The organism is Croceibacterium mercuriale, assembly GCF_000802385.1.
GTDB classification, from domain to species: Bacteria; Pseudomonadota; Alphaproteobacteria; order Sphingomonadales; family Sphingomonadaceae; genus Croceibacterium; species Croceibacterium mercuriale.
On record NZ_JTDN01000002.1, the window covers coordinates 750,082 to 762,723 of the forward strand.

Annotated in this window: 7 protein-coding genes; 1 reads left to right on the plus strand and 6 read right to left on the minus strand. The window is 69.4% G+C overall.

The window, feature by feature from the left end:
* Positions 1–2 precede the first annotated feature (2 nt).
* The 4 genes from PK98_RS13105 to PK98_RS13120 all read right to left on the minus strand — a co-directional run bounded on the left by PK98_RS13105 (position 3) and on the right by PK98_RS13120 (position 7,737).
* On the minus strand, positions 3–1,247 hold the full coding sequence (locus PK98_RS13105) for an NAD(P)/FAD-dependent oxidoreductase (RefSeq protein ID WP_039097281.1): 1,245 nt from the start codon (positions 1,245–1,247) through the stop codon (positions 3–5).
* Complete coding sequence (locus PK98_RS13110; RefSeq protein WP_039097282.1) at positions 1,244–5,935, minus strand: NAD-glutamate dehydrogenase domain-containing protein; 4,692 nt, start codon at positions 5,933–5,935, stop codon at positions 1,244–1,246. The genes PK98_RS13105 and PK98_RS13110 overlap by 4 nt, the downstream gene beginning before the upstream one ends.
* Before the next feature lie 75 nt (positions 5,936–6,010).
* Positions 6,011–6,991, minus strand: coding sequence for an LLM class flavin-dependent oxidoreductase (locus tag PK98_RS13115; RefSeq protein WP_039097283.1), 981 nt, complete (start codon positions 6,989–6,991; stop codon positions 6,011–6,013).
* The gene (locus PK98_RS13120) at positions 6,988–7,737 is read right to left on the minus strand and encodes an alpha/beta hydrolase (protein WP_039097285.1); all 750 of its coding nucleotides are present in this window, start codon (positions 7,735–7,737) and stop codon (positions 6,988–6,990) included. Before PK98_RS13120 ends, PK98_RS13115 begins: the two co-directional genes overlap by 4 nt.
* Positions 7,738–7,956: 219 nt before the next feature.
* Between PK98_RS13120 and PK98_RS13125 the strand changes: the two genes are divergently transcribed.
* Positions 7,957–8,976 (plus strand): calcium-binding protein, encoded by a 1,020-nt coding sequence (locus tag PK98_RS13125; protein ID WP_152608662.1) that lies wholly within the window; start codon positions 7,957–7,959, stop codon positions 8,974–8,976.
* Between the two features lie 71 nt (positions 8,977–9,047).
* On the opposite strand, the gene PK98_RS13130 is transcribed toward PK98_RS13125, so the two are convergent.
* Positions 9,048–10,349, minus strand: a complete 1,302-nt coding sequence (locus tag PK98_RS13130) for a sensor histidine kinase (protein ID WP_052208668.1) — start codon at positions 10,347–10,349, stop codon at positions 9,048–9,050.
* Between the two features lie 125 nt (positions 10,350–10,474).
* Positions 10,475–12,640 (minus strand): GumC family protein, encoded by a 2,166-nt coding sequence (locus PK98_RS13135; protein ID WP_039097287.1) that lies wholly within the window; start codon positions 12,638–12,640, stop codon positions 10,475–10,477.
* Between the last annotated feature and the right edge of the window lie 2 nt (positions 12,641–12,642).

Below are 12,642 nucleotides of genomic sequence, written 5' to 3' on the forward strand. Positions count from 1 at the left end.
GTTCAGAGCATCGCCTTCAGCGGCACATCCGTGTCCATCAGCAGTTCGGGCGCGATCACCGCCTGCGCCTCCACCAGCTTGCGCCCTTGCGCGTAATCGCGGGTGGCATTGACGCAATCCAGCGCCACCACCTGGCCCGCCTGCAGGTAGATCACGGAAAAGCTGCGCGATGCCGGATCGCCGCGCAGCACGGTGGCGTCGGGATCGAAGGCCAGCCCGACAGTCTGCAGCTTCAGGTCATACTGGTTGGACCAGAACCATGGCACGGCATCGTGCGGCTGCGGATCGCCGCAGATGTCGCGCGCGGCGGTGTTGGCCATCTCGTGCGCGTTGGCCACGCTCTCCAGCCGGATCACCGCATTGCCGGCGTAGCGATTCGCATGCGCCGCGCAGTCGCCGATGGCGTAGATGTCGGGCAGGCTGGTGCGGCACAGCTCGTCCACGTCCACGCCGTTGGCCCCGGCCGCGCCGGCGGCGATCAGCGGGCCGATCGCCGGCACGATGCCGATGCCGACCACCGCCAGGTCGCAAGGCAGCACCTCGCCACCGTCCAGCCGCACGGCGGTCACGCGACCGTCGGTGCCCTCGATACAATCCACCGTCCGGCCCAGCCGGAAGCGGACGCCGTGCGCCTCGTGCTCCGCCTGGTAGAACCGCGCCAGATCCGTGCCCGCTACCCGCGGCAGGACGCGCTCCTGCTGCTCGACCACAGTGACATCGCAGCCGGCGCCGACCAGCACCGCGGCGCTTTCCAGCCCGATATAGCCGGCGCCGACCACAACCACGCGGCGCGCGCCGCCCGCCAGCTCCGCCAGCAGCCGGTCGGCATCGGCCCGGTCGCGCATGGCATGCAGCCCGGCAAGATCCGCACCCTTGCAGGACAGCCGCCGGGGATCGCCGCCGGCCGCCCAGATCAGCGTGCGGTAGGCCAGCGTGCGTCCGCCGCTGATGCCGATCTGCTTTGCCAGCGGATCGACCTTGCCGACATTGGTGCCGGGCAGGAAGGCGATCTGCCGCTCCGCCCAGAAGGCGGGCGGGCGGATCAGCATCCGTTCGAAGCTTTTCGTTCCGGTCAGGTACTCCTTGGACAGGGGCGGGCGTTCATAGGGCAGGTCGCGGTCGCGCCCGACCAGCAGGATCGAACCGGCAAAGCCATGCTGACGCAGCGCGATCGCCGCCTGCGCCCCGGCATGTCCGGTGCCGACGATCACCACATCGGCGCCGGTGATGCCCTCGCTTGCGCTCATCGCTGCAGCAGGCTGCGCGCCTGCCCGGCCAGGTGCGCCAGCATCGCCGGGGTCAGCGGATTGGCGGCCCGGGCCCGCGCCGTCATCCGGCGCAGGGCCTGGATCGCGTCGCCATGACCGTCCAGCCAGGTGCGGACTTCCGCCACCGGATCGCGCCTTGCCGCAGAATCCTGCAGTCGCGCCTGCAGGAAGGAGAAGCGCATCTGCTGGAAATCGCGCGCCAGGCTGGACACCAGCATCCGGTCCCACGGATCGGACGGGTTCATCACCGATGCGCGCGCCTGCGCCCAGTCCAGCCCCATCTCCTCGCCCAGCGTGATGAAGGCATTGGCCAGCGCCACCGGCGGCTGTTCGGTCGTACGGGCCAGGCGAGCCAGCCCGATCGCACCGTCGATGGCGAACAGCCGGGCGACCGCCGCCGCCAGTTCGGCCGGCGCGCCGGTGTCGGTCAGCGCGGTCTCGATCGCGCCGGCATGGCCGCGCGCCTCGGCCGCCAGCAGATCGTCCACATGATCGACCAGCTCGGCCACCTGTTCGGCCATGTCGGTGATCGCGGCCGAGGGCGCCGCGGTGCCGCCGGCCCGCAGCAGATCCGCCATGTGTCCGCGCAGGCCCAGCGCGGCCTGGTCGAACAGCAGCAGTCGCGCCGCTTCCGGCATGGCGGCGGCGTCGATCGCGTCCCACAGCGCGTCCATGCCCAGCAGGTCACATGCGGCAACGAAGGCGGCGGCGACCTGCGCCAGCTGCGCGCCTTCCTCCGCCGCCAGCATGAAGGGATGGATCACGCCCATGCGGTTGATCATCCGGTTGGCGATGGATGTCGCCACGATCTCCTTGCGCAGCTGGTGGTTCAGGATCTCCGGCCGGAAGCGTTCCTGCATGGTGGCCGGGAAATCGGCCAGCAGCAGCGGTTCGACCGCCGGGTCGTTCGCCAGGTCGCTGCCCTCGATCGCGGATTGCAGCGCCAGCTTGGTGCTGGACAGCAGCACGGCGAGTTCCGGCCGGGTCAGACCCTGTCCGTCCGCCGCACGCCGGCCCAGTTCCTCCGCACCCGCAAGCCCTTCGGTCTTGCGATCAAGGTCGCCGCGTTCCTCCAGCCCGTCGATCAGGCCGGCCAGCGACGGCACCGCCGCCGCCCCGCCACGCTCGGCGATGGACAGGGCCAGCGCCTGCAGGCGGTTGTCCTCCAGCACCAGGGCGGCGACCTCGTCCGTCATCTCGCGCAGCACCGCACGGCGGCCATCCTCGTCCAGCCGGCCGGCAGCCTTGGCCGCGGCGAGCGCGATCTTGATGTTCACCTCGTTGTCGGAACAGTCCACGCCGGCCGAATTGTCGATGAAGTCGGTGTTGGACCGGCCGCCATGCAAGCCGAACTCGATCCGCGCCGCCTGGGTGATGCCCAGATTGGCGCCTTCGCCGATCACCGCAACCCGCAGGTCCGCGGCATCGACGCGCAGGGAATCGTTCGTCGGATCGCCGACATCGGCATGGCTCTCACCCTGCGCTTTCACATAGGTGCCGATGCCGCCGAACCACAGCAGGTCCGCCGGCGCCCGCAGGATCGCGGCGATCAGGCTGTCGGGGTCGAGCGCGTCCGCCTCGACGCCCAGCGCCTCGCGCGCCTCGGGCGACAGGAGGATGCGCTTTTCCGTCCGCGGCCATACGCCGCCCCCGGCAGAGATCAGCGCCTTGTCGTAATCGGCCCAGCTGGACCGGGGCAGGTCGAACAGGCGCTGCCGTTCGGTCCAGCTGGCGGTCGCATCGGGCGCCGGGTCGATGAAGATGTGGCGATGGTCGAAGGCGGCGACCAGCCGGATCGCCCTGGACAGCAGCATGCCGTTGCCGAACACGTCGCCCGACATGTCGCCGCAGCCGACCACCCGCACCGGGTCGACCTGCACGTCTACGCCGCGTTCCAGGAAATGCCGCTGGACGGACAGCCACGCGCCGCGCGCGGTGATGCCCATCGCCTTGTGGTCGTATCCGTTGGAGCCGCCGCTGGCGAAGGCGTCGCCCAGCCAGAAATCATGTTCCTCGGCAATGGCATTGGCGGTGTCGCTGAAGGTGGCGGTGCCCTTGTCGGCCGCCACGACGAAGTATGGATCCGCTCCGTCGCGTATGACGATGCCGTCCGGATGCACGGTCCGGCCACCCACCAGATTGTCCGTCACCGACAGCAGCGTGCGGATGAACAGCTTGTAGCTTTCCTTGCCCTCGGTGAACCAGGCATCGCGGTCCACGGCCGGGCTGGGCAGCTGCTTGGGGTAGAAGCCGCCCTTGGCGCCGGTCGGCACGATGACCGCGTTCTTCACCCGCTGCGCCTTCATCAGGCCGAGCACTTCGGTGCGGAAATCGTCCCGCCGGTCGGACCAGCGCAGGCCGCCGCGCGCCACAGGGCCGGCGCGCAGGTGGATGCCTTCGACCCGGCGCGAATAGACAAAGATCTCCCGCCACGGCACCGGCCGGGGCAGGCCGGGCACGCAGGCCGAATCCAGCTTCAGCGCCAGCGCTTCTTCCCCGGCCGGGGCAAAGGCATTGGTGCGCAGCACGGCATTGATGATCGCCCAGTACAGCCGCAGCAGCCGGTCGTCGTTCAGCGCGCTGACCTGCGCGAGGCCCGCAGTAATCGCATCCGCCTGTTCCTGCGCCGCCGCGTCCCGATCACCGGCGAAGGCGGGATCGTGCCGCAGGCGGAACAGCTGCACCAGCGCGCGTGTCACATCGGGCGCGCCGCGCAGCGCATCGACCACGGTGTAGATGGTGAAGGACAAGCCCGTCTGCCGCAGATAGCGGTAGAAGGCGCGCAGCCAGTCGGCTTCCTCCGCCACCAGCCCGGTGCTGGTGACCAGGCGGTTGAACACGTCGTCCTCCGCCCGGCCATTGATCACGGCAACGATTGCCGCCTCGATCGTGGGCGCGCGCTCCAGCAGCGGTGCGGCATCGCCGCCGCCCGTCAGCTGCAGGCGGAAGTCGTGGATCGTGTCGGCATCGTCGCCGGTCAGCTCGGTCGGCAGTTCGGCCAGCACGCGGAAGCCGAAATTTTCCAGCGCCGGCACCGCATCGGACAGCGGCATGGCGCCGCCGGCCTGGTACAGCTTCAGCCGCAGCTGGTCCGCCGCGTCGCCATCCACCCGGTACAGCCGGGCATCGCGGCCCAGTGCCGCCTGCATATCGCCCACCGCCAGCTGGCGCAGGCGGGCGATGTCCTCGGCCGCCTCCACCGCGCCATACTCGGTGCGATAGGCGGCGGGGAAGCTTTCGGCATACCGGCTGGCGAGCGCGGCCGCGCGGCCCGGCTCCTCCTGCACGGCCAGCGCCTCCTCCACCGCATCGGTCCAGCCGCGCAGCATCGCCTGCAACTTGGCATCGACCGCGGCCGGATCCACCACCGTACCCAGGCCGCGCACATCCAGCACGAAGCGCAGGGTGGCCAGCGTGCCGCCCTCCATCTGCATGGACCAGTCCAGCGTCTCCGCCCCGATGGCGCGTTCCAGCAGGTCCTGCACCTGCGCGCGGATGGAATTGCCCAGCAGGTCGCGCGGCAACCAGACAAAGGCGAAGATATGCCGGTCCAGCGGCGCCTGCACCAGCACCAGGCGCGGACGCGGGCGGTCGGTCAGGGCCATCATGGTGGTGGCGACGCGCTCCACATCGTCCACCGGGAAGCTGATCAGCAGGTCATGCGGCAGCGCGGTCAGCGCATGGACCAGCCCCTTGGCGTCGTGGCTGCCATGCGATAGGCCGTGGCGCTGCAGGATGTCGGCCAGCTGCCGGCGCAGCACGGGCATGTGATCGGGCGGGGTGGCCAGCGCGGCGCTGGTCCAGATCCCGGCATGGATCGACAGCGCGACGACACGGCCTGCGTCGAACAGCGGCACCAGGAACAGGTCCAGCGGCACGCGGCGATGCACGCGCGCCACCCGGTTGGCCTTCACGATCAGCGGCGCGGCCCCGGCGCGGCCGTTGGCGGCATCGAACCAGGCAAAGGCGCGGGCCAGCGTCTCTTCCGCCAGCAGGTCTGGTTCGCCCGCGCGGCAGATGCCCAGCAGGTCCGTCGCGGCACCATCACGCGGAATGGTCTGGTGACCCAGCAGCGTCAGCCGGTCCGCCGCCAGCCAGCGCAGCAGCGCGGCATGTTCGCTGTCGGCCAGCCCGTCGGCATCCGCCTCCAGCACCTCCTTCATCCGGCCCCAGTCCGCCACCGCGGCGCGCACATCGGCCAGCGTGACCTGCAGCTGGCCCTCCAGCGCGCGGCGCGCGCGGCCGTCCAGCCGGGCGGTTTCCAGGTAGATCATCGATTCGCGCTGCTCGCCCACGGCGCCGCTGTCGGGCAGGGCCAGCAACTGCCCGGCCGCATCGCGGCGCACCGGCAGGATCGGGTGGACCAGCATGTCGATTGCCAGTCCCTGCGCGGCGATCGCCCCGGCAACCGAGTCGACCAGGAACGGCATGTCTTTGTTCACGATGGCGATGCGGGTGGCGCGATGCCCCTCCGCCCCGCTGCGCACCAGCAGCGCCGCTTCCGATCGGGGACGCAGGCGGGCCGCCTCCAGCAGGAAGGCGGCGGCTTCCGCCAGCTGCGCTTCTGTCAGCGTGCCTTCGTTGGGCAGCAGCGATGCCGCCATCTGCGCCTGCAAGGTCCCGATCAGCGTTGCGTCATCCATCGGGCCAGTCTCCACGGTCGCCATCGCCTGTCCTCTCGCACTGTCAGCTGTTCGCACGATTATGTCGCGCCGCTGTTACTTTATCGTACCTGCTTCCTGTCAGCCGAGCGCGGCCTTCGTCAACCGCAGAGACTCCTCGCGCGCGGCCGGGTCGTATGTCGCACCGGCCACGATGATCTCGTCTGCCCCCGTGCGTTCGACGAAGCGGCCGATCGCCGCGCGCACGGTGGCCGGGCTGCCGACCGCACGGACCTGCATCATGTGTTCCATCATGGCGAGGGCCGCCGGCGGCACCGTGCCACGATAATTGGGCACCGGCGGCGGCATCTTGCCCGGATCGCCGCTGCGCAGGCGCACGAAGCTCTGCTCCTGGCTGGTGGCCAGCAACTGTGCGTCCGCATCGGTGTCGGCGGCGAACACGTTCATGGCCGCGGCGACATAAGGCTGCTCCAGCGCGGCGGACGGGCGGAACTGGCTGCGATAGACGGACAGCGCCTGGTCCAGATGATCGGGCGCGAAATGGCTGGCGAAGGCATAGGGCATCCCCAGGCGCGCGGCCAGTTGCGCGCCGAACAGGCTGGAGCCGAGCAGCCACATCTGCACCTGCGCGCCCAGCCCCGGCGTGGCCACGATGGGCAGGTCGGTATCGCCGGTCAGCAGTGCGCGCAGCTCCAGCACATCCTGCGGGAACGCCTCTGCCGCGCGGTGCAGATCCTTGCGCAACGCCTGCCCCAGCACCGGTCCGGCGCCCGGTGCACGGCCCAGCCCCAGGTCGACCCGGCCGGGGAACAGCGCATCCAGCGTGCCGAACTGTTCCGCGATCAGGAACGGGCTGTGATTGGGCAGCATGATCCCGCCCGATCCGATGCGGATGGTGCGGGTGGCATTGCCGATATGTGCCAGCACCACCGAGGTGGCGCCGCCGGCGATCCCGTGCATGGTGTGATGTTCCGCCACCCAGAAGCGGTGGTAGCCGGCCTCTTCCGCGACCTGCGCCAGGCGGGTGGTGGCGGCGAGCGCCTCCGCCGGGCCCTGGCCTTCGCGGATGGGGACGAGATCGAGAACGGACAGGGTGGTCATGGAGTGCTTTCGACAAGAGCCGCGACCGTGCGCAGCAGGAGGGCGATCTGTTCGGGGGTGGACAGCCGGTGGTCGCCATCCTTCACCAGCGTCACCTGCACGTCCGCACTGGCGAGCCGGTCGGCCAGTCGCAGCGACAGTGCCGGCGGCACCACATCGTCCGCCTGCCCGTGCAGCAGCCGCATGGGGCAGGTCAGCGGTATGGGGGCACCCAGCAGGCGACTGGCCTGCCCGTCGGCCCAGAACAGCGGATGGGTGGGGGTCGGTTCGTGGCCATAGTCATTGGGCCGCAGCAGGGTTCCGCCGCTGGCCAGCAGCGCCTGTTCGCGGGCATCGAAGCCCCAGTCGGTGAAGTCCGGCGCGGGCGCGATGCCGACCAGCGCGGCCACGCGCTGACGCAGCCGCAAGGCCACCAGCAGCATCAGCCAGCCGCCCATGGAGGAGCCGACCAGCACCAGCGGACCGTCGGTCAGCCCTTCGGCCAGAGTGACCGCTTCATCCGCCCACCGGGTCAGGCTGCCATCCGTGAACGCGCCATCGCTCTCGCCGCAGCCGCTGTAATCCAGCAGCAGGCAGCCATGGCCCAGGGTCTGCGCCTGGTCGAACAGGGCGGTCGCCTTGCCGCCGCTCATGTCGGACATGTAGCCGGGCAGGAACAGCACCGTGGCGACCGGGCGGGTGCCGCGGGTCAGCCGGAAGGCGATGCGGCGGCCATCCGGCATGGCGAAGAATTGGGGTTCGGCCATGACGGGCAGATGGAGGCGGGCAGGTCCATCGGCAAGGGTGCGGGCTGCCCGCCTGATCCTGTGTGCCGCCCGACGGCCGATCCGCATCAATCGCGGCGCCAAAATAACGGGCAAGTGGCCGCGTCCCGAATTGAAACAGGGGGCATCAGGTTAATTACTTGCGGGCGCACCGCCATTTGCTAACCGCATCCCTGATGGTTTTGTAACGGGGGTTTGGCGATGTTTTCTTTCTGGAATAGAGATCTGACGGTCCGCAGCTGCTTCGATTGGCAGATCCTGATCGGTCTTGGCGGCGATGATCGCCTGATCAGCACGCACAACAATACCTCGCTGTTCGGCAATGGTGGTGACGATACGCTCAGCACCAACATGATCTTCGGCTACAACTACACCAGGGACTTGCGCACCTGGCAGTTCGGTGGCGACGGTGACGACAAGATGCGCGTCGATACTGGCGCTGCGTCCAGCTATGCCGGCGTGTTCATGGATGGCGGTGACGGCAACGACTTCATCGAGGTTTACGGCTACCTGCGTGATTCCACCGGCTGCCGCACCACGAAGTCCGAACAGATCGCCACCGGCGGCGCCGGCAACGACACGATCTGGCTGTATTCCACGATCGAGAATTCGGACGGCCACATCACCAACAAGGCGTTCGGCGGCTCCGGCAACGACACCATCATCCTGTCGGCCGACACGCTGCGCAGCAATGTCGGTTCTACCGGCCTGAACTATGCCGAAGGCGGCACGGGCGACGACAACCTGACCGCCCGCGGCTACGGCTCCACGCAGGACAGCCTGGTCAACGTGCTGTACGGCGAAAGCGGCAACGACACGCTGACTGCCTACATCCACAACAAGATGGGCGCGAGCCACCTGTTCGGCGGCGACGGCAACGACACGCTCAGCACCTTCGGCGGTGACGGCAACAAGCTGTATGGCGGCGCCGGCAACGACAAGCTGATCGGCGGCGAGGGCGACGACATCCTGTTCGGCGGCACCGGCAACGACACCATGAGCACCGGCGAGGGCATCGACCTGGTCGTGTTCGGCTGCAATTCGGGCCAGGATGTGCTGACCCAGTTCTGCCTGTATCGCGACACCATCACCTTCGAGGATGGCCAGGGCTTCAAATCGCTCTCCGTTGGCGCGACGGGCACGACCCTGACCTTCAACGATGGCAGCAGCGTGCTGGTCATGGATGCGTTCACCACCGACCTGACCGCATACTTCGCCTGATCGGTTCGCCGTTCGGAATGGGCCGGGGCCGCCGCAAGGCGCGCCCCGGCCTTTTCATGTCCGCCGCCCGCTCAACCTTCGGCAAGCGGTACCTGTAACCGGGCGACCAGCCCGCCGCCGGGCGGTGATTCGAAGGTCAGCGCACCGTTGAAGCGCATCATCAGGTGATGGGCCGTGGGGATGCCTAGGCCAAACCCCTTGGTATTGCGCTGCCGGGCGACATCCAGGCGATAGAACGGCTGCAGGATCGCCTCGAACTCGGCCTGCGGGATACCCGGGCCGAGGTCGGTGATGGTGATGACCCAGCCATCCCCCGTCCGCCCGATCGTGATCGCCGCCGCACCGCCATGGCGCGCCGCGTTCTCCACCAGCGCATGCACCGCCAGGCCCAGGGGTTCGGGGTAGGTGACCACCCACGCCGCCGGGCACGGGGCGATCGTGACCTGCTCGCCGAACCCGGCCAGCGACTCGCGCAGGAACTCCGCCAGCTCGATCCGTTCGGGCGATGCGGTCAGGTGCTGCGCGCGCAGATAGGTCTGCAGCGATGTCAGCAGATCATCCATCTCGGTCGCGCTGCCGGTGATGATGCCGGCGATCTCCGCATCCTCCACGAAGGTGGCTGCGATCTTCTGCCGCGCGAGCGGCGTGCGCAGGTCATGGCTGATCGCCTCGAACGAACGGGCCTGGTCCTGCAGCAGCTGGGCGATCCGTTCCTGCATCACGTTCATGGCATGGGCCAGGTCGCGCAGGTCGCGAGGGCCGTGGCCCTCGTCGATGGTGACCTCCCGCCCATGGCCGATAGCCCCCGCGGCATCCGCCAGCCGCCGCAGGGGCGCCCCCAACCGGTTCAGCAGGGCCAGCCCTGCGCCCAGGATCGCGACCGCCAGCACGAAGGTCAGCACATTGGCCCGCCAGGCGACCGGCCACATGGTGGAGATGTCGTGCGACCGGAAGTTCAGCCAGGTCCCGTCCGCCAGCTGCAGCGATCCGATCAGGTCGGTGCTGTTGCGGCTGGTGCGGACCAGCCTGAGGTGGAGCGAACGATCGGCGAGCGACGGCTCCCACGCGATGATCCGGGCGGCGATGTCGCGCAGCATCTCGTCATGCGGGGCGCGCGTGACCCGCGGTGCCGACGCAATCCGCGCCACCAGGTGGCTGGTGGTCATGCTGCGCGCGGTCTGTTCCGGGGCGATGGCATGCAGGCGATCGCTCACCACCAGCAGTTCGGCCACACGGCGCGCATGGTCGTCGCGCAGGGTCTGCCGGTCGATGATGCCGTAGAACATCAGGCTGCCGGCGAGCTGCACCAGCCCCAGCGTCAGGAACAGGCTCCCGATCAGGACAGCGTAACGCGGGTACTGGAACCGTGGCACCGCCGGCGCATCCTGTGTTTCAGCTAGCGTGCTGATTGTCTCCTGCGCGCACGTTCCCAGCTAACCGGGGCAAGGTCAACCGGTCGTGGCGGGGGGATGCCGGCCGTTCCCCCGCGACGATCGTCTCAGCCGAAATAGCTGCGGTAGAGCGATCCGGTGAAGTAGCCGCCGGCCATCACCGGCGCGTCGGGATCGACCATGGTGTAGGCGCCGCCAAGGATGGTGACGCCGTCATTGCGCAGCTGGTCCACCGCCTGCATTGTGGCATGCGGCTTGGTATGGCCCCAGCGGACCACCACGCAGACGCCATCGGCATGGCGGGCGATGGTGCGGGCGTCGGCCACTGCCAGGACGGGCGGCAGGTCCAGTACGACATACTCGTACTCCTGCCGCGCCCGGCTCAGCATTTCCGCCATGGCCGGTCCTTCGAACAGGTCCTGGCTGGTGAAGTGTGCGGTGGCGACGGACAGGATGGCGAGGCCGGAGGTTTCGTCGACCGATACCGCCTGGTCCAGCGTCACCTCGCCTTCCAGCAGTTCCACCAGCCCCTGTTCGGGCCGGTGCGGCAGGCGCCGCGACACGCGGCCATTGCGCAGGTCGCAATCGACCAGCAGCACGCGGCTGGAATTGATCGCCAGCAGGCGGGCGTAGGACAGTGCCGTCTCCGTCTTCCCCTCGCCCGGGATGGCGGAGGTGAAGGCGACCACCTTGCCGCGCCCGCCACCGGCGCGCGAGATGGACGCACGCAGGTTACGGATCGCCTCGATATACAGCGTCGCGCGATCAGCCCGGATAGTGTCCGCCGGATCCGGCCCGCGGCGGGGCTTCAGGCGGGACCCTGGCCGACCCGCCAGCGGGATGGAGGCGAGCAGGCGCAGGCCCAGCTCGTCCTCGAAATCCTCGATCGTGCGCAGGCCGCCGCGCGACATCTCGACCGCCAGCGCACAGCCGATGCCGGATGCACCGGCCACCAGCACGGCCAGGACCGCCAGCAGCGCACGGGGCGGGCCGTCGGGGGATACCGGCGGCTCGGCGGCGTCGACCACTTCCACCTGGGTGATCACGGCACCGGTGGACTGGGTGCTTTCCAGCGACAGTTCGTTCATGCGGTCATATTGCGCGCGAGCACTGGCGGCATCACGCTCCAGCCGCTCGGCCTCGGCCGAGGCGCGGGTGTTGGTGGCGCGCTGGCCTTCCAGCGATGACATGCGGCCACGCAGGGCGCCCACTTCGGCGGCGGAGGCCCGCGCCTGCGCCTGCAGCGACAGGACCACGCGCTGCCCTTCGCCCAGGATCTGCCGGTCGACCTCTGCCAGCTGGTCGCGCACCCGGATCGCTTCCGGGTGGCGGCTATCGTAGCGGGTCTCGATCTCGCCCTTCTCGCGCAGGATCTCGGCCCGCTGGTTGCGCAGGTCGCGGATCACGTTGGAGCCCTGCACCGCGGCGACTGCATCGACATTGCCGCTGGCCAGCTGCGCGCTGGCGACCTGGGCATTGGAGCGGGCCGAAGCCGCCTCGCCCTCGGCGGAGGCCAGCTGGCTGGACAGGGTGGTGATCTGCTGGTCGGCGACCGTGCCGGAGCTGCCGGTCTGCGGCAGGCCGGTGCTGGCGCGGTAATTGGCCAGACGGCTTTCGGCCGCGGTCACTTCGCCCGCCAGTTCGCCCAGCCGCTCCCGGAAGAAGCCGGCCTGCCGTTCGGAGGTGCCGGAGGTGGAGCGGACCCGCAGGTCGATATAGGTCTCGACCAGCGAGTTGGCGATGGTCGCGGCCTTTTCCGCCTCTTCGGACTTGAAGGACAGCGAGATGATGTAGCTGAGCTGGTCACGCCCGATCGCGGTACGGCGACGCACCGCATTGACCGTGCTGGAGATCAGCCCGGGCGTGGGCGCGCCTTCAGCCAGCGCGGCATCGCCGGCGAATTCCGGGTCACGATACAGTTCCAGGTCGCGCACCACGGCCTCGGCCAGCGCGCGGGAGGACATCAGGCCGGTCTCGGTCTCGATCGCTTCCGCATTCAGCACGCTCTGCGCGCCTTCCTGCTCCATCGGATTGAGCGAGGGATCGACCCGAACGCGCGACACCGCCTGGTAACTGGGCGTGATCGTCATGATCGCCGCCAGCGCCAGCGCCAGCACGATGGCGGCGACCAGCGCGGCCAGCTTCCAGCGTCGGCGCAGCGCGCCACCGATGCCGCCGATCAGGGCGCCGACGGTGCGCGGCCGCCGGCCATTGCCGGTCCGCGGCGTTTCGGCCCTGTCGTTGCCGTCGAATGTGTCGGTGGTCGTGGCCATGG